Source organism: Brevundimonas sp. TWP3-1-2b1, assembly GCF_049896165.1.
Classification (GTDB): Bacteria; Pseudomonadota; Alphaproteobacteria; order Caulobacterales; family Caulobacteraceae; genus Brevundimonas; species Brevundimonas subvibrioides_B.
In genome coordinates this window covers 18,776-34,659 of sequence record NZ_JAFCTT010000008.1, presented here as the reverse complement: position 1 = coordinate 34,659, position 15,884 = coordinate 18,776, and the positions used below count along the sequence as shown (strand labels likewise).

Annotated in this window: 21 protein-coding genes; 11 read left to right on the top strand and 10 right to left on the bottom strand. The window is 67.2% G+C overall.

What is annotated here, in order from left to right:
• Nucleotides 1-130: 130 nt before the first annotated feature.
• From ffh to rimM, 3 genes are all read left to right on the top strand, one after another.
• On the top strand, nucleotides 131-1,648 hold the full coding sequence (gene ffh, locus ACP7AB_RS09275) for a signal recognition particle protein (protein ID WP_425992049.1): 1,518 nt from the start codon (nucleotides 131-133) through the stop codon (nucleotides 1,646-1,648).
• Nucleotides 1,649-1,674: 26 nt separating this feature from the next.
• Nucleotides 1,675-2,247, top strand: a complete 573-nt coding sequence (gene rpsP / locus ACP7AB_RS09270; protein ID WP_425991980.1) for a 30S ribosomal protein S16 — start codon at nucleotides 1,675-1,677, stop codon at nucleotides 2,245-2,247.
• 147 nt (nucleotides 2,248-2,394) lie between these two features.
• On the top strand, nucleotides 2,395-2,925 hold the full coding sequence (rimM, locus tag ACP7AB_RS09265; protein ID WP_425991982.1) for a ribosome maturation factor RimM: 531 nt from the start codon (nucleotides 2,395-2,397) through the stop codon (nucleotides 2,923-2,925).
• Nucleotides 2,926-2,928: 3 nt separating this feature from the next.
• Here the strand turns inward: rimM and ACP7AB_RS09260 are convergent, their stop codons facing one another.
• Complete coding sequence (locus tag ACP7AB_RS09260; RefSeq protein WP_303696728.1) at nucleotides 2,929-3,105, bottom strand: YegP family protein; 177 nt, start codon at nucleotides 3,103-3,105, stop codon at nucleotides 2,929-2,931.
• Nucleotides 3,106-3,274: 169 nt separating this feature from the next.
• Here ACP7AB_RS09260 and ACP7AB_RS09255 point away from each other — a divergent pair, with 169 nt between their 5' ends.
• Entirely contained in the window at nucleotides 3,275-3,979 is a 705-nt protein-coding gene (locus ACP7AB_RS09255; RefSeq protein ID WP_425991984.1) for a glutathione S-transferase C-terminal domain-containing protein, read from the top strand.
• A 266-nt stretch (nucleotides 3,980-4,245) separates the two neighbouring features.
• On the opposite strand, the gene dnaA is transcribed toward ACP7AB_RS09255, so the two are convergent.
• From dnaA to ACP7AB_RS09240, 3 genes are all read right to left on the bottom strand, one after another.
• Complete coding sequence (gene dnaA / locus ACP7AB_RS09250) at nucleotides 4,246-5,679, bottom strand: chromosomal replication initiator protein DnaA (RefSeq protein WP_425991986.1); 1,434 nt, start codon at nucleotides 5,677-5,679, stop codon at nucleotides 4,246-4,248.
• A 509-nt stretch (nucleotides 5,680-6,188) separates the two neighbouring features.
• A complete protein-coding gene (rpsT, locus tag ACP7AB_RS09245) occupies nucleotides 6,189-6,458 on the bottom strand; it encodes a 30S ribosomal protein S20 (protein WP_425991988.1) in 270 nt (89 codons plus the stop codon).
• Nucleotides 6,459-6,662: 204 nt separating this feature from the next.
• Nucleotides 6,663-7,451, bottom strand: a complete 789-nt coding sequence (locus ACP7AB_RS09240; protein WP_425991989.1) for an enoyl-CoA hydratase-related protein — start codon at nucleotides 7,449-7,451, stop codon at nucleotides 6,663-6,665.
• Between the two features lie 113 nt (nucleotides 7,452-7,564).
• Between ACP7AB_RS09240 and ACP7AB_RS09235 the strand changes: the two genes are divergently transcribed.
• A complete protein-coding gene (locus ACP7AB_RS09235; protein ID WP_425991990.1) occupies nucleotides 7,565-8,230 on the top strand; it encodes a DUF6624 domain-containing protein in 666 nt (221 codons plus the stop codon).
• 7 nt (nucleotides 8,231-8,237) lie between these two features.
• Here ACP7AB_RS09235 and ACP7AB_RS09230 read toward each other — a convergent pair whose 3' ends face one another.
• From ACP7AB_RS09230 to mutM, 5 genes are all read right to left on the bottom strand, one after another.
• Complete coding sequence (locus ACP7AB_RS09230; protein ID WP_425991992.1) at nucleotides 8,238-8,453, bottom strand: helix-turn-helix transcriptional regulator; 216 nt, start codon at nucleotides 8,451-8,453, stop codon at nucleotides 8,238-8,240.
• Nucleotides 8,450-8,911 carry a hypothetical protein gene (locus tag ACP7AB_RS09225; protein ID WP_425991993.1) on the bottom strand — a complete coding sequence of 154 codons (462 nt, stop codon included), beginning with the start codon at nucleotides 8,909-8,911 and terminating at the stop codon, nucleotides 8,450-8,452. The genes ACP7AB_RS09230 and ACP7AB_RS09225 overlap by 4 nt, the downstream gene beginning before the upstream one ends.
• A complete protein-coding gene (locus ACP7AB_RS09220) occupies nucleotides 8,911-9,399 on the bottom strand; it encodes a hypothetical protein (RefSeq protein ID WP_425991995.1) in 489 nt (162 codons plus the stop codon). Before ACP7AB_RS09220 ends, ACP7AB_RS09225 begins: the two co-directional genes overlap by 1 nt.
• A gap of 89 nt (nucleotides 9,400-9,488) precedes the next feature.
• Nucleotides 9,489-10,022, bottom strand: a complete 534-nt coding sequence (locus tag ACP7AB_RS09215; protein WP_425991996.1) for a DUF1697 domain-containing protein — start codon at nucleotides 10,020-10,022, stop codon at nucleotides 9,489-9,491.
• Nucleotides 10,022-10,885, bottom strand: a complete 864-nt coding sequence (gene mutM / locus ACP7AB_RS09210) for a bifunctional DNA-formamidopyrimidine glycosylase/DNA-(apurinic or apyrimidinic site) lyase (RefSeq protein ID WP_425991998.1) — start codon at nucleotides 10,883-10,885, stop codon at nucleotides 10,022-10,024. Before mutM ends, ACP7AB_RS09215 begins: the two co-directional genes overlap by 1 nt.
• 180 nt (nucleotides 10,886-11,065) lie before the next feature.
• On the opposite strand from mutM, the gene ACP7AB_RS09205 reads away from it, so the two are divergent.
• From ACP7AB_RS09205 to ACP7AB_RS09195, 3 genes are read left to right on the top strand one after another with little or no spacing between them, the layout of a single operon-like run.
• Complete coding sequence (locus ACP7AB_RS09205) at nucleotides 11,066-11,893, top strand: phosphatase PAP2 family protein (RefSeq protein WP_425992000.1); 828 nt, start codon at nucleotides 11,066-11,068, stop codon at nucleotides 11,891-11,893.
• A 19-nt stretch (nucleotides 11,894-11,912) separates the two neighbouring features.
• Nucleotides 11,913-12,185: a hypothetical protein gene (locus tag ACP7AB_RS09200; protein ID WP_425992002.1), complete on the top strand. Its 273-nt coding sequence runs from the start codon at nucleotides 11,913-11,915 to the stop codon at nucleotides 12,183-12,185.
• Nucleotides 12,186-12,238: 53 nt separating this feature from the next.
• Entirely contained in the window at nucleotides 12,239-12,679 is a 441-nt protein-coding gene (locus tag ACP7AB_RS09195; protein ID WP_425992004.1) for a COG3650 family protein, read from the top strand.
• Here ACP7AB_RS09195 and ACP7AB_RS09190 read toward each other — a convergent pair.
• Entirely contained in the window at nucleotides 12,676-13,113 is a 438-nt protein-coding gene (locus ACP7AB_RS09190) for a hypothetical protein (RefSeq protein WP_425992005.1), read from the bottom strand. The genes ACP7AB_RS09195 and ACP7AB_RS09190 overlap by 4 nt on opposite strands.
• Before the next feature lie 61 nt (nucleotides 13,114-13,174).
• Here ACP7AB_RS09190 and ACP7AB_RS09185 point away from each other — a divergent pair, with 61 nt between their 5' ends.
• The 3 genes from ACP7AB_RS09185 to ACP7AB_RS09175 all read left to right on the top strand — a co-directional run bounded on the left by ACP7AB_RS09185 (nucleotide 13,175) and on the right by ACP7AB_RS09175 (nucleotide 15,879).
• Nucleotides 13,175-14,281, top strand: coding sequence for an acyltransferase family protein (locus tag ACP7AB_RS09185; protein ID WP_425992006.1), 1,107 nt, complete (start codon nucleotides 13,175-13,177; stop codon nucleotides 14,279-14,281).
• Between the two features lie 71 nt (nucleotides 14,282-14,352).
• Complete coding sequence (locus tag ACP7AB_RS09180) at nucleotides 14,353-14,877, top strand: CHAP domain-containing protein (RefSeq protein ID WP_425992008.1); 525 nt, start codon at nucleotides 14,353-14,355, stop codon at nucleotides 14,875-14,877.
• Nucleotides 14,878-14,913: 36 nt separating this feature from the next.
• Nucleotides 14,914-15,879 (top strand): magnesium transporter CorA family protein, encoded by a 966-nt coding sequence (locus ACP7AB_RS09175; RefSeq protein WP_425992010.1) that lies wholly within the window; start codon nucleotides 14,914-14,916, stop codon nucleotides 15,877-15,879.
• The last annotated feature ends 5 nt before the right edge of the window (nucleotides 15,880-15,884 follow it).

Below are 15,884 nucleotides of genomic sequence, written 5' to 3'. Positions count from 1 at the left end.
CGCCCCCCGTTTCGACGGGACGAGGATGGCGAGAACCCTCTGCCGACGTGATCGTCGCCAGAGGCCGTTTCGCTATGGAGATCGGTTCGGCGTCGGCCTGAACGCCCTGAGGGGCTGGCGAGGTAGTGAATTGTTCGAGGCTCTGAACGAGCGACTGACAGGCGTTTTCGACCGGATCACCGGCCGCGGCGCCCTGTCTGAAAAGGACGTCGCGGAGGCGATGCGCGAAGTGCGCGTGGCCCTGCTCGAGGCCGACGTCGCCCTGCCGGTCGTCAAGGACTTCATCGCCTTCGCCACCGAGCGTGCCACGGGCGAGGACGTCATCCGCTCGGTCAAGCCGGCCGATCAGGTGGTCAAGATCGTCTATGACGGACTGGTCGAGATGCTGGGCGGGGACGAGCCGACCCCGATCAACCTGAACGCCACGCCGCCGGCCGTCATCCTGATGGCCGGCCTGCAGGGCTCGGGCAAGACGACGTCCTCGGCCAAGCTGGCGCTGCGCCTGACGAAGTTCGATCGCAAGAAGGTCATGATGGCCTCGCTGGACACGCGTCGTCCGGCCGCGATGGAACAGCTGGCCCAGCTCGGCAAGCAGATCGAGGTCGTGACCCTGCCGATCGTGGCGGGCGAGAGCGCGGTCCAGATCACCCGCCGCGCCCTGACCTCGGCCAGGCTCCAGGGCTTCGACGTCCTGATCCTCGACACCGCTGGCCGCATCACCCTCGACGAGGGGCTGATGGCCGAGGTCGCCGAGGTCGCCGACATTTCGAAGCCTGTCGAGACCCTGCTGGTCGCCGACAGCCTGACCGGCCAGGACGCGGTCCGCACCGCCAAGGCCTTCCACGAACGCCTGCCCCTGACCGGCCTGATCCTGACCCGCGCCGACGGCGACGGTCGCGGCGGCGCGATGCTGTCGATGCGCGCCGTCACCGGCCTGCCGATCAAATACATGGGCTCGGGCGAGAAGGTCGACGCGCTCGAAGTCTTCGACGCCCGCCGTGTCGCCGGCCGCATCCTGGGTCAGGGGGACATCGTCGCCCTGGTCGAGAAGGCGTCCCAGGACCTGGACGCCTCCAAGGCAGAGGCCATGGCCCGCAAGCTGGCCAAGGGTCAGTTCGACCTCAACGACCTCGCGGCCCAGCTGCAGCAGATGAAGCGGATGGGCGGTCTTCAGGGCATCATGAGCATGCTGCCTGGCGTGGCCAAGATGAAGAACCAGATGGCGGAGAGCGGCGTCGACGACCGCATGATTCTGCGCCAGGAGGCCATCATCTCCTCGATGACCAAGGCCGAGCGCAAGAAGCCCGACCTGCTGAACGCCAGCCGCCGCAAGCGGATCGCCGCCGGCGCCGGGGTCGAGGTCCAGGACCTCAACCGCCTGCTGAAGCAGCACCGCCAGATGGCCGACATGGTCAAGTCCATGTCCAAGGGCGGGCCGCGCAAGATGCAGCAGATGGCCGCCATGCTGGGCGGTCTCGGCGGCGGCGCACCCGGCATGGGCGGCGCCGACCTCAACCGTTTGAAGGCCATGGGGGGCGGCAAGATGCCCGAACCCGGCGCCGACGAAATGAAAGCCCTCCAGGACCGGCTCGCCGGACTGGGTGGCGGACAACTCCCGGGCCTGCCCGGTCTACCCACCAAGAAATAATTCGAACCTAGAGAAAGAAGACCGAAATGCTGAAGATTCGTCTGGCCCGCGGCGGCGCCAAGAAGCGCCCCTACTACTACATCGTCGTTGCCGACTCGCATGCTCCCCGCGACGGCAAGTTCATCGAGCGCGTCGGCACCTACAACCCGATGCTGCCCAAGGACGGCGACAAGCCGCGCATCACCCTGAAGGCCGACCGCATCTCGGAATGGCTCGGCAAGGGCGCCCAGCCGACCGACCGCGTCGCGCGCTTCATCTCGCAGAGCCAGGACGAAGCCCTGGCCGGCAAGGTCAAGTGGACCCAGTCCAACAACCCGAACAAGGGCGCTCCGGGCAAGAAGGCCCAGGAACGCACCGCCGAGCGCGCCCAGCGCGAAGCCGACCGTGCCGAGGCCGAGGCCGCTGCAAAGATCGAAGCCGCTGAAGCCGCTGTCCGGGCCAAGGAAGAGGCCGCCGCTGCGGCTGAAGCCGCGAAGAACGCCCCGGTTGTCGAAGAAGCCCCGGTTGAAGAGGCTGCTGCTGAAGAGGCTCCGGCCGAAGAAGCCGCTGCTGAAGAGGCTCCGGTTGCCGAAGCTGAAGAAGAGAAGACCGAGGCCTAAGGCTTCATTTTCCGCTCATCCCCGCGAAAGCGGGGACCCAGTGCTTTGGGCGATCGGCGCCGCCTCCGTGGCGGCGCCGTCGATCCAGGCCGGTGATTCACAATAGACCTGGGTCCCCGCTTTCGCGGGGTTGAGCGGATTTCTCTTATGACCAACACCAAACCCAAGCTCATCCTCGTCGGCCATGTCGCCGGCGGGTTCGGGGTCAAGGGCGAGGTGCGGATCACGGCCTATACCGCGGATCCTCTGGCGCTGACCGACTACGGCCCCCTGCTGCGCGCCGACGGCTCGCACGGCCTGACCCTGACCCAGACGCGGGCGACGAAGGACGGCGTCGTCGGGCGGGCGAAAGAAATAGCCACCAAGGAAGACGCCGACGCCCTTCGCAACCTGAAACTCTATGTCCACCGCGACGCCTTCCCGGCGCCCGAGGAGGACGAATTCTACCTCGCCGACCTGATCGGCGTGGAGGCCCGCGACGCCGAGGGCGTCGTCCTGGGTGCGGTCAAGGCGGTCCAGAACTTCGGCGCCGACGACATGCTGGAGATCACGCCGGTCGCGGGCGGCCAGACCTGGTACCTGCCGTTCACGAAAGCAGCCGTGCCGGACCTGCATCTGGCCGAGGGCTGGCTGCTCGCCGTTCCCCCGCAGGAGACCGGCGAGCGCGAGCCGGACTAGGCCTTATTCGATCTCGACGGTTTCCGCGTCGCCGACGTATTTCTTGATCGACTCGATCGCGCGCCTGGCGCCCGACTTGTCCGAGTATCCCTCGGTCGAGAAGATGATTTCCGAGTTGTATTTGAACCGGACGCGGAACTCGCCGGCCTTGTCCTTGTAGACTTCGAACTTGTGGGCCATCGGGCGCCTCCTCGTTGGTGAGATCCGGATAAGGCCTCGCTTCCCGGCGCGCGACAACCCGACAGAGTCTGACGGCATACCCGGCCGTGTGAGGCGGCGCCGCGCCGCCCCTTGCGGCGCACGGATCGTCACCCGACATGGGCGTCATCAGCAACCGTCACGGCAGCCAATGACCGATCTTTCCGCCTTCCCGATCACGCGCCAGTTTCCGGCCGCCCATCCCGACCGGCTGCAACTCTATTCCCTGCCGACGCCCAACGGGGTGAAGGCCTCGATCATGCTGGAGGAGATCGGTCTCCCCTATGAGGTCCACCTGGTGGATATCATGAAGAATGAGACCTGGACGCCCGACTATCTGTCGCTGAATCCGAACGGCAAGATTCCGGCCATCCTCGATCCCGACGGCCCGGGCGGACAGCCGATGGGCCTCTGGGAATCGGGCGCTATCCTCGTCTATCTGGCCGACAAGACCGGCAAGCTGATCCCGACCGATCCCGCCGCCCGCTACGAAACCCTGCAATGGGTCTTCTGGCAGGTGGGGGCTGTGGGCCCGATGATCGGGCAGATGGGTTTCTTCCACAAATTCGCGGGCGCGGCCTATGAGGACAAGCGACCGCGCGACCGGTTCGTGACCGAGGCGAAGCGGTTGCTGGGCGTGCTCGAGCAACGGCTGAAAGGTCGCGACTTCATCATGGGGGCCGGGTTCACCATCGCGGACATCGCCCTGATCGGCTGGGTCCGGGCGGTGCCGGGCTTCTACGGGGCCGGCGATCTGGTCGACTGGTCGTCGCTGACGGCCGTCCAGGCGTGGGTCGCGCGGTGCGAGGCCCGTCCGGCCGTGGCGCGCGGCCTGAACATCCCCGCACGTCCCTGATCATCGAACCGGCGGCGGCGGATGAGCGTTGAACGGACAGGTCCTCCGGCGCCATCCATCGCTTCCACTGTGACGGCCGCCGCCGCCGACTGACGGTGACCTTCGTGCCGGTCGACGTCTACGACAACGAGGACGTTCCGGCGGAGGTCACGGAGGATTTCCGAACCGCCAATCCGGGGCGCCCGTGAACTGCAAATTTTCCGGGGCGTGAACCGCCGACACCGCCATCTCAACGGCTTGGGCCGCCAATGGCGCCAACCGGTCGCCTAACCCCGCAGCTTCCGCGTCAGGGCCTCGACATCGCGGGCAATCTGGTCGTCCAGCGGCATCAACTCCTCGATCTTGCGCACGCCGTGCAGGACCGTGGTGTGGTCGCGTCCGCCGAAGCGCCGGCCGATGTCGGGATAGGAGCGGGTCGTGTGCTGTTTGCACAGCCACATGGCGATCTGGCGCGGACGGGCCACGGCGCGGGTGCGGCGTTCCGACAGCAGGTCCGCCTGTTTCATGTTGAAATGCTCGGCCACCGTCTTCTGGATCTCGTCCACGGTGATGCGGCGCTCGGGTCCGCCGCGCAGGGCCGAACCCAGCAGGGTCAGGGTCTCTTCCACGCCCAGGGATGACAGCCGCGATCCCGCGGCGGCGGCCAGGGTGTTCACGGCGCCTTCGAGCTCACGCACTGAACCGGGGGTCCGGTCGACGACCTGTTCCAGAACCTCGCGCGAGGCCTCTCCGGACACCACGCCCATGCGGGCGAAGGCGGCCAGACGGTTCTCGGCCACGGCGATCTTCAGCGCGCGATCGGCGGGCTCGACCGGGCAGGTCAGGCCGGCGGCCAGGTGGCTTCGCAGGCGCGGCTCGACCTCGGTCAGAGCCATAGGCGGCCGGTCGGCCGACAGGACGATCCGTTTGCCGTCCTCGATCAGGGCCGTCAGGGTCGACAGCAGTTCTTCCTGGGTCGAGGCCTTGCCGCCGACGAACTGGACGTCGTCCAGCAGCAGCATGTCGGCCGAGCGCAGGCTTTCCTTGAAGGCGGCGGTCGAGCGGTCCTGCATCGCCTTAACGAAGGTCGACAGGAAGCGTTCGGCGGTCAGATAGACCACCTTTGCGTCCGGGCGCAGACGCTGCGCCTCCCAGGCGATGGCGTTCAGCAGGTGGGTCTTGCCGTAGCCATAGGGACCGCAGAAGAAGATCGGATTGAAGTGGCCGTCGGCCCAGGACGCCGTCTGGCGCGCGATGGCCAGGGCGAAGGCGTTGCCTTGCCCCTCCACAAAGCTATCGAAGGTCAGCCGCTCCTGAAGGCCTGCGGCACGCACGGCGCGGGCGCCGTCGGTCACGGGGCCGACCGTCGGCGCCATCGGTGTCTGCTCATGGGCGGCTGAGAGGGGGGCTCCCGACAGGGGCTGCATGGCCACGGCGGAGGCCATGGACGAGGCTGGAGGGGCGGAGGTCACCTCGGCGCGGCAACGCACCTCCAGACGGCGCGACAGGCCGTCGAGGCCCAACCACAGCTCGTTCAGACGGCGCAGCGCATTCTTGCGCACCCAGTCACGGGCATAGCCGGTCGGAGTCACCAGGATCAGCTGACCGCCCCCGTCAATCCGCACCGCCGAAGGCGCGATATAGGAGCTGAACGGTCCATCGCCGATTTCGGCCCGGAGCCTCAACGAGGCCTCGTTCCAGATCCGGTCCGGGTCCGTCATGTTCGCCAACGCCAAGCCCCCCATCGTCCGATCACCCGCCCTGAAATAGTCATGCCATCCCGGAACCGTGCGGTTCCGGACCCCAAGCCGGGTCGGTCGATCCAGGGACGCATTCTCCTGTCCCTTGAAGCGTGGGCTTCAAGGGCGGGTGCGACCTCGCGGACAGACGTCTCCCGCTGGCGCAAGGGCTCGCCCCCGCCCCGTCTTCATCCGTGTGGGGATGGAAGTGCGTTAGTGCCCAAAACTTACGCTCGGCGCGGCGTGGGTCAACGCTGATTCGCGAGCCGATTCGCAGTTAAATTGTTTGACTCCGCTAAAGCCAAATCACGCCTAGGAAAATCTCGATTTCGCCTGTTCGGCGAGCGAAGTTCCGTTGCGAACACTTATCCGCACACGGCGAAACGGCGAGTAAGCTTGAGCTTACTCGCCGTTGAAATCACTGAATTTTCGTATGACAGAGGCGTGACCGCCCGCTGAAGACGCCTGTGTACGCAGACGTACCTAGCGGTTTAGGCCGCCGACATTTTCTTCAGTTGGGCGTGCAGGCGCGAGACCTTGCGCGAGCCCGTGTTCTTGTGAACCACGCCCTTGGTGACGGCGCGCATCAGCTCGGACTGGGCCTCGACGAAGGCGCCCTTGGCGGCGGCGGCGTCGCCCCCGGTCACGGCTTCCTGAAACTTGCGCAGGAAGGTGCGGACGCGCGTGCGACGCGACTTGTTCACTTCGGTACGCGCGGCGATCTTGCGGATCGCTTTCTTGGCGCCGGGATTGTTGGCCATCGTCAAACCTATCAACGGAAACGCCGCAGACACCCGTCCACGGCGCAGAAAATCTTCAAGAGCGGGCGGCTATAGCGGAAGGGGGCGTGAGGGTCAACGCGAGTCTGGGTGGGGCAGGTGATTGGTGATGGGTGGCCGGTGATTGAAGTCCGACAGCCGTGATCAATCCGGCCATTCAGCCACCAGCCACTGACCATCAGTCACCTACCGGCCCTTGAACATCGGCTTCCGCTTCTCGACGAAGGCGGCCATGCCTTCCTTCTGGTCCTCGAAGGCGAACAGGGAGTGGAACAGGCGGCGTTCGAACTGGACGCCCTGGGTCAGGGTCGTCTCGAGCGCGGCGTTGACCATCTCCTTGTTGGCCATGACGGCCAGGGGGCTTTGCGAGGCGATCTTCGAAGCTATCTTGCGGACCTCGTCCAGCAAGGTCTCGTGCAGGACGACGCGGGAGGCGAGGCCGGCGCGTTCGGCCTCGGCCGCGTCCATCATCCGGGCGGTCAGGACCATGTCCATGGCTTTCGATTTGCCGACCAGCCGCGTCAGCCGCTGGGAGCCGCCGATGCCGGGGGCGACGCCGAGGTTGATCTCCGGCTGGCCGAACTTTGCCTTTTCACTGGCGACGATGAAGTCGCACAGCATGGCCAGTTCACACCCGCCGCCCAGGGCGAAGCCGTTGACCGCGGCGATGATCGGCTTCCTGAACCGGGTGATCCGGTCGTGGCCGAGCGCGAAATAGTTGCCCCGGTACATGTCGGCATAGGACTGGTCCGCCATCTCCTTGATGTCGGCGCCAGCCGCGAAGGCCTTGTCGCCCGACCCGGTCAGGATCAGGCAGCGCACCGTGTCATCATGCTCGACCGCGTCGAGGAAGTCCGACAGATCCCTGAACAGGGCCGAGTTCAGGGCGTTCAGCGCCTCGGGCCGGTTCAGGGTCACCACGGCGTATCCGTCGGCGTGCCGCTCGATCAGAAGGGTTGAATAGGCATCGGCCATGGTCGGTCTCCGGTTCGTCTCCCGCCTGCATACCGGCCCCGCCCCTGCGACGAAACCCGCATTGCCAGAACGCGAGCGCCGGCTAGGGTGGCGACAACCTCGGGGAGAACGCCATGCTGATCTGGTTCCTGACCGCCGCCCTGATGCTGGCCGATCTCAGCCCTGCGGCGCAGGCGAAACTCGCTCAGTTCAACGCGACGGTTGCCGAGGCCCGTGCCGGACTGGCGGCGATCGGGCCTGAGGCCTCCGTCCGGGCACGGCTAGAAGCCCTGCTCACCCTGGACCAGGGACCGCTGATGATGGCCAGCCATTCCGATCTTTCAGACCTGCCCGAAGCGGATCGGCACGTGGTCCAGGGAGCCATGGACGCCGAGGTCGAGCGGTTGAGCGCCGAGAACGTTCAGGCCCTGCTCGCCATGGTCCCGGCCGAGGGCTGGTTCTCCATCACCGTCTACGGCGAAGAGGCCGCGACCGGCGCCTTCCTGGTCGTCCAGCATGCGGACACGGCGCTGCAGAAGCGCTTCCTGCCGGCCATCGAGGCCATGGCGGATCGGGGCGAGGCCAGCAAATCCCACTATGCCCTGATGTACGACCGGATCGCCGTCGCCGAGGCCAGACTCCAGCGCTACGGCACCCAGATGCAGTGCGTGGACGGCTTTATGCGTCCCTTCCCCACCGAGAACCCCGACCAGCTCGAGTCACGCCGCGCACCGATGGGATTCCGCTGGCCCGACTACGCCGGCTACCTCGCCAACTTCGGCGCCTGCGGCCCGCACTAGGGCCGGGTCACCCCTCCCACTGGAACACCTCGGTGATCGGCACGCCGAAGACGGCGGCGATGCGGAAGGCGGCCTCGAGGCTGGGCGAGTATTTGCCCTGTTCCATGGCGACGATGGTCTGGCGGGTCATGCCGATCTTCTCCGCCAGCGCCGCCTGGGTCATCTCGCCGGCATGGAAACGCAGCTCGCGGATGCGGTTGCGGATCGGCGGGGGGCCCTTCACGCAGCGATCCGGCGGTGGAGGATCACGACGACGGCCGACTTCACGACTTCGGCCACGACGATGGCCAGCAGCAGACCCTGGCCCATGATGGTCGCGGCCTCGCCGCGCGACGCGATGGCCAGACCGCCGAACTCCATGCCGACCGCGAATGGACTGATCAGCGCAACGCACAGGACCAGACCGGTCAGGGCCGCATAGCCGACGCTCGTCGCCCTGCCGTCGATCTGGATCTCGCGCTCGTCGGACAGGGTGCGTTGATCTCGCGGCGTCCGTATCGCCGCCAGCCCCATCAGAACCCCCTGAACCAGCAGGCTGGCGATGACGCACTCGACGAACAGGGCCACCGGCCATTCCCCGGGCAGTTCGACGAGGCGACTCCAGACGACGACGAAATAGAACCCCCAGATGACGGCGCCGCTGCCCAGGCTGATCCAGGCTGCCTTTTCCCGGAACGACATCAGCGCATCCCCCGCAGCAGGGCGATGTTGAAGACATAGCGGATCAGCTCCGACACGATCACCGCGCCCATCAGGATGTTGGCCGCGAAGATGAGAGCGTTGGTCGGAGTCATCGGCAGGGCGGCGGCTCCCGACGAGGCGGCGTTCGCGAAGCCCAGCAGATAGGCCGCGATGGCCAGGCTGAAGACGATGGCGATCAGAGCCATCAGGGAGACGTGGCTGGCCTTCAGCGAGGCGACCAGTTCCCGCTCATCCCGCGCCTCGCGCTCGGCGCGCCGGGTGGTCGCCGTCGCGAGGAAGGTGAGCCCCACCTCCAGAAGGACCACAACGACCAGACAACCGATGAACAGCCCGCCCGTCGCGAAGGCGAAACCCGGATCGGTCAGCCCGCCCCCGGCGATCGCCTGCATCAGCCGCCAGCCGTAAAAGCCCCATACGCCGACGGTGGCGACGATGCTGATCCAGAGATGCTTTTCGCGAAACGACATGACAGGTCCCCAGCCGCAGCAGGCGGCGGGGCTCGATGTCGCACGACACGGACATCGTGTCTATTATTTTTTACATCAAGTCCAAGCGATCAGACATCTACCATCTCTCCCAGCTTGAGGATGGTGTTCCAGTTCCGCCCGGTGCCCATGCCGAGCATCCGAGGCGTGGCCTTCCTGAAGATGCCGGACCCGCCCTGGCCGTTCGGGAACCAGAAATAGAGCACGTCGTCTCTGGCTTCGACCGCCTCGCCGCCCTCGGCCAGGGCGCGACAGGCCTCGATCGCGCCGGCCTTGATCCCGTCCTTCATGACCATGGCCACGATCCTGGCCGGATGCTCGGCCGCCTCATTCGGGAAGGGGTTGGCGGCGATCAGGTCCGCCCACTGCTGCGGCGTGCGGGCCATGGCGGCGATCTTCACATCGAAGCGGCGCGCCATCTCCGCCTCGATCGCGGCTTCAAGAGTCGCCGTCGCCATCCCGCTCTCGACCACCAGATTGCCGCTGGCCAGCAGGGTGCGCGGGTTCTTCAGCCCCATCGCCTCGGCCATGGCCCGCTGCTCGCCGACGGGGGCGCGGACGCCGCCGGTGTTCATGCCCCGGAACAGGATGATGCGGTGGGTCATCAGCGCCTCTGGCAGGAGGGGCAGTAGAAGGTCGACCGACCGCCCTGGACGACACGTTTGACCACGCCGGTGCAGCCCTCGCCGAAGCACGGTTTGCCCTCGCGGCCGTAGACGTCGAACCGGTGCTGGAAATAGCCCTGGCCGCCCTCGGCGTTGGCGAAGTCCTTCAACGTCGAGCCGCCCGCCGCGATGGCGTCGTAGAGCACGTCGCGGATGACCGCGGCCAGGGTCTCCAGCCGTGGCTTCGAGAGCTTGCCCGCCGCGATCAGGGGCGAGATGCGCGCCCGGCAGAGCGCCTCGCACACATAGATATTGCCCAGCCCGGCGACGTTGCGCTGGTCCAGCAGCGACACCTTGATGGTCTGCTTCTTGCCGTCGAAGACCTCGGCCAGATGGGCGGCCGAGAAGCCGTTGCCGAGCGGTTCCGGCCCCATGCCGACGAACCACGGGTGGATCTCGACCTGGTCGGTCGGGATCAGACCCATGAAGCCGAACCGGCGGGCATCGGCGAACCCCACCCGCGTGGCGTGGCCGTCCTTGAGGGCGCAGAAGCTCATATGCTCATGCTTGCCGGCGATCGGCGCCGGCTCCTCGAACTCACCGAGCTGTTCGCCGTCGACAGTGAACCGGCCGGTCATACCGAGGTGGGTCACCCAGGTCTCGCCGGTCGATAGCGCGGCCAGCAGATATTTGGCCCGCCGGTCGATCCGCTCGACGCTAGCCCCCTCCAGACGCGCGACGAATCGGTCAGGGAAGGGGAAGCGCAGATCCGGGCGGTTCTGCCGCAGCCGGGTCAGCCGTGCCCCGACAAGCACTGGCTCCAGGCCGCGTCGGACCGTCTCGACCTCGGGAAGTTCAGGCATGTCATCCGTCTAGCCGGTCCCCGCGACAGGGTGAAGCCGGGCAGGCGACGCCATAGGCCATACGGCCAAGGACGTCTCTACACGCGTCCGACACGGAAACGCCGCCAAACTCCCATGTTTCCGTGACGCGCCCGCCGCATGAGTCAGCCAAGCTCGGGCTACGGCTCTTTTGGGGGATCGATGACGGAGGTCACAGCCATCGGCGAACGGGGTCGACGGGCGCGCCGTCTGTTCAATATCCACGCCCTTCGGCGGGCCGCGACGCGATTGCAGCTGTCGCTGGCGTCGGGCGTGCGCGCCGACGAGCCCGTGACCCTGGCCTTCGTGACGCTCGTTGTCCTGTCGCTGTATTTCGCCCTTCTGCCGGGCGTCGATATGGCCGTCAGCGCGCTGTTCTACAGCCCGGACGCGGGCTTCGCCCTGGCCGACAATCCGGTCCTGAAGGGGCTGCGCAGGTCTTCGACCTGGGTGCTCGGACTGATGCTTCTGGGCCTGACCGGCGAGATCGTCCTGGCCCTGCGCCGCAATCCCCGCCGTCTCGAGGGCTGGGGTCGTCGGGCGACCGTTCTGCTGGTCGGTCTGGTCATCGCCCCGGGATTCCTGGTCAACGGGGTTCTGAAATCGATGTGGGGCCGCGCCAGGCCGATCCAGATCGAGGCCTTCGGCGGCGACACCGACTTCACCCGCGCCTGGCAGGTCTCGGACAACTGCGTGTCCAACTGCTCCTTCGTCTCGGGCGAGGCCTCGTCCGCCGCCTGGATGGTGGCGGTCGTCGTCCTGATGGTCCCGGCGCCGTGGCGTCGCTGGGCCCTGCCCGCCGTCATGGCCTATGCCGCCGCCCTGTCGCTCAACCGGATCGCTTTCGGCGGCCATTTCCTGTCGGACATCCTCCTGTCGTGGGCGCTCACCGGCCTGGTCGTCGCCGCCCTGCACCGGCTCGCGCTCGCCTGCCCCCGGGCTGCGCGACAGATGCGCCGCGCCCGCCGCCGGAGCAGCGTAGCGGCCTGAGGCGTGCTATGGCTTGGCCATGCCCAGCCATTTTCAGCGTTTCTGCATCTACGCCCTGATCGCCCTCGCCCTCTCGGCCCTCGCGACCTGGGGGCTGGCCCTGTTCTGGGTCGCCATAGGCGGGGGCGACCTGCCGCTGCACGGCTGGATCGCCATGGGCCTGGGGGTCGCGGGGACGGTCGGCCTGAGCTGGGGACTGATGGCCCTGGCCTTCAAGTCGAACCGCGAGGGGTGGGACGATCAGGTCGACAACAGTCTGGATCCCGGTCGCGCCGAGACCGACGAAACTTGACCCGGACGGGTTCGCCTGCATGGTCGTCACGAACCTGTCCCGGAGCCGATCCGATGCGCCTGCCCCTTCTCGCTCTCGCCCTGCTTGCTCTCGCGGCCTGTTCCAACCCGGGCGAAACTCCCCGGTCTGAGGCGCCTCCGCCGGCCGCGTCCGCCGTCCTCGGCGGCGTCGATCTGGGCCAGCCGCTCCGCGCCATCGGCACCGAGCCCTTCTGGGGCGTAGAGATTACCCCCGGGACCCTGACCTATTCCGCCGTCGACAATCCGGGCTTCAGCGTGACCAACCCCGGCCCAACCCTTCAGGGCACCACGGCGGTCTATGCAGCCGCCGGGGCGGACGGCGCGACTCTCGTCGTGACCCTGATCGCCACGGACTGTTCGGACGGCATGAGCGACCGGGTCTATCCCCTGACCGCGCGCGTCGAACTGGGTGAGCAAACGCTGAACGGTTGCGCTGCCTCCGTCGCCTTCCTCGAGAGCCAGCCGGCGCCCTAGCTGTCGCCCAGCAACGGCCCCACGCCCGGCACGCTGCGCACCGCCTCGCCCAGCAGGTCACGTCCGGTCGCCGCCCGCACCCGGTCACGCGCGGCGGGCAGCAGCCGTTTGAGCGCCGCCTTGTCTACGCCCTCGCTCCCGAGACGATCCAGCAGGCCCATGGCCTCTGCCACCGCCGCGCCCGACACCCCTCCAGCCGAGGCCATGATCCCGCCGAACAGGCCGCGCTTCGGACGCTCGGCGGCCCTGGAGCGCGCCGCCGTCTCCGCTCCGTCGACGACGGCATAGAGCGCCGCCAGCGGCTCGCGCCCGGCATGGCGATCCAGCAAGCCCAGCGCCCCGGTCAGGGCGGCGGTGGCCTGCGCCTCGGTCAGCCCCGCCTGCGTTGCTGCGGCGCAGGCGACCTCATCGAAGGTCAGGGTCTTTGCGGTCACGTCTGCATCTTTCATCGTTCACTTAACGGTTCTGGAACCGCGTCAGCTGCATAGGGAAGGAATGAGCCAGCTGGAAGCGCCCGCGGACCTCCGCCCCCTCACCGCACTGCGTTTCGGCGCCGCCATCTGGGTGGCCCTGTTCGCCTTCTGGCCGGATCTCGACGTCAGCTGGATGCCGAACCTCGTGGCCAAGGGCTATCTGGGGGTCGAACTGTTCTTCGTCCTCTCGGGCTTCATCCTGTGTCACGTCTATCTGGCGGCGCATGGCGAGAAGCGGTTCAGCTATGGATCGTTCCTGTGGGCGCGGATCGCGCGGGTCTATCCGCTGCATATCGCCACCCTGATGGGGGTCGGCGCACTGGCCTTCGGCGCCGTCGCCGCGGGCCTCAGCATCAACGGCAACATCCTCAGCTGGGCGGCTCTCCCCGCCAACCTCCTGATGGTCCACGCCTGGGGCTTCGCGCCCGTGGCCGGCTGGAACCATCCGTCCTGGTCGATCTCGGCGGAATGGTTCGCCTATCTCTGTTTTCCCGCCTTCGCCTTCGTCGCCTGGCGGCTGCGCGAGCGGCCGATCGCCGCAGTGATCGGCGCAGTGGCCTTCCTCGTGGCGCTCTACGTCGTCTTCCAGATGCTGGCCGGCTTCCCCCTGACCCAGGCCACCATCCTCTGGGGCGCCCTGCGGATCGTCCCCTGTTTCGCCCTCGGCTGCGCCCTGTATCTGATGCATCGCAAGATCCGCCTCCCGCGTCCCGGCTGGATCGCCGCCGGCGTCGCGGCGGCCATCGCCGTGGCCGGTTCGCTGCAGGCGCCGGACGCTCTGATCGTGCCCCTGTGCGGCGCATTGATCGTGGCCCTTGCTTCGCTGCCCAACGCCCGCGCCGGTTGGCTGGCGTCGAAGCCCGCCGTCTATCTCGGAGAGATCAGCTACTCGGTCTATATGGTCGTCGTGCCGTGGAAACTGCTGGCCGTGAACGCGGCGTCGAAGCTCACGGGCGGGGGCGAAAAGCTTCAACTCTTCGTGTGGCTGGCTGTGTTCCTGACCCTGCCGCTGGTAGCGGCCGTGTCCTACCATCTGGTCGAATTCCCCGCCCGACGGGCGCTGCGTGACCTCGCAAAGCGGCGGGCCGAGCGCGCGAAGGCCCGCACAGGCGGTCCGCAACTCGCCTGAAAAGGGGCTTTTACCCTCGGCTAACTATCGTCTAGGGATAGTGCGGGCGTAACAGACGGAAACAATTCAGCATGACAAAACGGATCACCGCCGCTCTGGTTGCCGCGTGCCTGGGGTTCTTCGCCCTGTCGCCCGCCCCCGCCAAGGCCGACGATCCGTACTGGCAGTGCGTCACCTTTGCCCGCATGTTCTCTGGCATCAACATCTTCGGCGACGCCTGGACCTGGTGGAACCAGGCCGTCGACCGCTTCCGCACCGGCCGTGCGCCCGAGACCGGCTCGGTCCTGGTGTTCCGTCCCGAAGGCCGCATGAGCCGGGGCCACGTCGCCGTCGTCTCCGACATCCTGACCGACCGCGTGATCCGCGTGACCCACGCCAACTGGGGCGGCAGCCGCGGCCGCGTCGAGGAAAACGTCACCGTCGTCGACGTCTCGGGCCAGAACGACTGGTCCCAGGTCAAGGTCTGGTACAATCCGATCCGCGACCTCGGTTCGACCGTCTATCCGACCTATGGTTTCATCTACAACGGCGCCCGCGACGCCTATGACGCCGGCCGCCAGGTCGCGGCGAACGCCACGACCACCGCGACCAACTGAGCCCGACCTGACCCCCACACCCCGAGCCCGCCGCGAATGATCCGCCTCTATCGTTCGGGCTGCGCCGCCTGCGAGGCGGTCGAGATCGACGTCATCGGCGGCTGGGAAATGCCGCCCGACACCCTGTGGATCGACATGATCGAACCCAGTCACGGTGAAGACGCCGCCGTCGAGCGGGCCCTGGGCATCTCCATTCCCACCCGCGCTGAGATGAGCGAGCTGGAGGCCTCCAGCCGGCTCTATCGCGAGGGCGGCGCAACCTATGTCACCGCCGACATCCTGCATCGCGGCGACGACGACCTGCCCGGCATCGACCCGGTCACCTTCGTCCTGACCACGGGACCGATGGTCACCATCCGCTATTTTGACCCGCGGCCCTTCACCATGTTCACCGACAAGCTCGAGCGTGAGCCGGCCCTGTGCCAGACCGGCGCAGACATGTTCCTGAACCTGATGGAGGCGATCATCGACCGGGCCTCCGACGTGCTGTCGGGCCTGGGCGCCAAGGTCGAGGGTTTCGGCGTGCACGTCTTTTCCGAGGGCAAGACCGTCGGCTTCAAACACCTGATCACCAAGCTCGGCCGGGCGCATATCGCCAGCGCCCGCATCGAACAGAGCCTGGCCGGTCTCGCCCGGGTCTTCGCCTTCGTCACTGTCGACGACTGGTTCGAGCACGCCGACGAGCCGCGCGAGCAGCTGCGCTCGCTCAGCCGTGACGCCACCAGCCTGATCGCGCACAATCAGGCCGTCGCCTCGGGCATCAACTTCCAGCTCTCGGCCGCGCTCGGCCTGATCAACATCGAGCAGTCGTCAATCTTCAAGATGTTCTCGATCTTCACCGCGGTGCTGATGCCACCGACCCTGATCGGGGCCATCTACGGCATGAATTTCGAGCATATGCCCGAGCTTCGCTGGATGGAGGGCTATCCGATGGCCCTGGGCCTGATGGTGGTCTCGGCGGCCGCGCCGCTGCTGTATTTCCGGCGAAGGGGCTGGATCTAGTCCGC

What these genes read in the sequence shown, in the direction of transcription:
- dnaA (WP_425991986.1), bottom strand. Translation starts at nt 5,679, where the DNA reads ATGACGGACCCGGACCGGATCTGGAACGAGGCCTCGTTGAGGCTCCGG.
- ACP7AB_RS09180 (WP_425992008.1), top strand. Translation starts at nt 14,353, where the DNA reads ATGACAAAACGGATCACCGCCGCTCTGGTTGCCGCGTGCCTGGGGTTC.
- ACP7AB_RS09240 (WP_425991989.1), bottom strand. Translation starts at nt 7,451, where the DNA reads ATGGCCGATGCCTATTCAACCCTTCTGATCGAGCGGCACGCCGACGGA.
- rimM (WP_425991982.1), top strand. Translation starts at nt 2,395, where the DNA reads ATGACCAACACCAAACCCAAGCTCATCCTCGTCGGCCATGTCGCCGGC.
- ACP7AB_RS09255 (WP_425991984.1), top strand. Translation starts at nt 3,275, where the DNA reads ATGACCGATCTTTCCGCCTTCCCGATCACGCGCCAGTTTCCGGCCGCC.
- ACP7AB_RS09225 (WP_425991993.1), bottom strand. Translation starts at nt 8,911, where the DNA reads ATGTCGTTCCGGGAAAAGGCAGCCTGGATCAGCCTGGGCAGCGGCGCC.
- ACP7AB_RS09185 (WP_425992006.1), top strand. Translation starts at nt 13,175, where the DNA reads ATGAGCCAGCTGGAAGCGCCCGCGGACCTCCGCCCCCTCACCGCACTG.
- ACP7AB_RS09175 (WP_425992010.1), top strand. Translation starts at nt 14,914, where the DNA reads ATGATCCGCCTCTATCGTTCGGGCTGCGCCGCCTGCGAGGCGGTCGAG.
- ACP7AB_RS09235 (WP_425991990.1), top strand. Translation starts at nt 7,565, where the DNA reads ATGCTGATCTGGTTCCTGACCGCCGCCCTGATGCTGGCCGATCTCAGC.
- ACP7AB_RS09215 (WP_425991996.1), bottom strand. Translation starts at nt 10,022, where the DNA reads ATGACCCACCGCATCATCCTGTTCCGGGGCATGAACACCGGCGGCGTC.
- ACP7AB_RS09200 (WP_425992002.1), top strand. Translation starts at nt 11,913, where the DNA reads ATGCCCAGCCATTTTCAGCGTTTCTGCATCTACGCCCTGATCGCCCTC.
- mutM (WP_425991998.1), bottom strand. Translation starts at nt 10,885, where the DNA reads ATGCCTGAACTTCCCGAGGTCGAGACGGTCCGACGCGGCCTGGAGCCA.
- ACP7AB_RS09195 (WP_425992004.1), top strand. Translation starts at nt 12,239, where the DNA reads ATGCGCCTGCCCCTTCTCGCTCTCGCCCTGCTTGCTCTCGCGGCCTGT.
- rpsT (WP_425991988.1), bottom strand. Translation starts at nt 6,458, where the DNA reads ATGGCCAACAATCCCGGCGCCAAGAAAGCGATCCGCAAGATCGCCGCG.
- rpsP (WP_425991980.1), top strand. Translation starts at nt 1,675, where the DNA reads ATGCTGAAGATTCGTCTGGCCCGCGGCGGCGCCAAGAAGCGCCCCTAC.
- ACP7AB_RS09260 (WP_303696728.1), bottom strand. Translation starts at nt 3,105, where the DNA reads ATGGCCCACAAGTTCGAAGTCTACAAGGACAAGGCCGGCGAGTTCCGC.
- ACP7AB_RS09205 (WP_425992000.1), top strand. Translation starts at nt 11,066, where the DNA reads ATGACGGAGGTCACAGCCATCGGCGAACGGGGTCGACGGGCGCGCCGT.
- ACP7AB_RS09220 (WP_425991995.1), bottom strand. Translation starts at nt 9,399, where the DNA reads ATGTCGTTTCGCGAAAAGCATCTCTGGATCAGCATCGTCGCCACCGTC.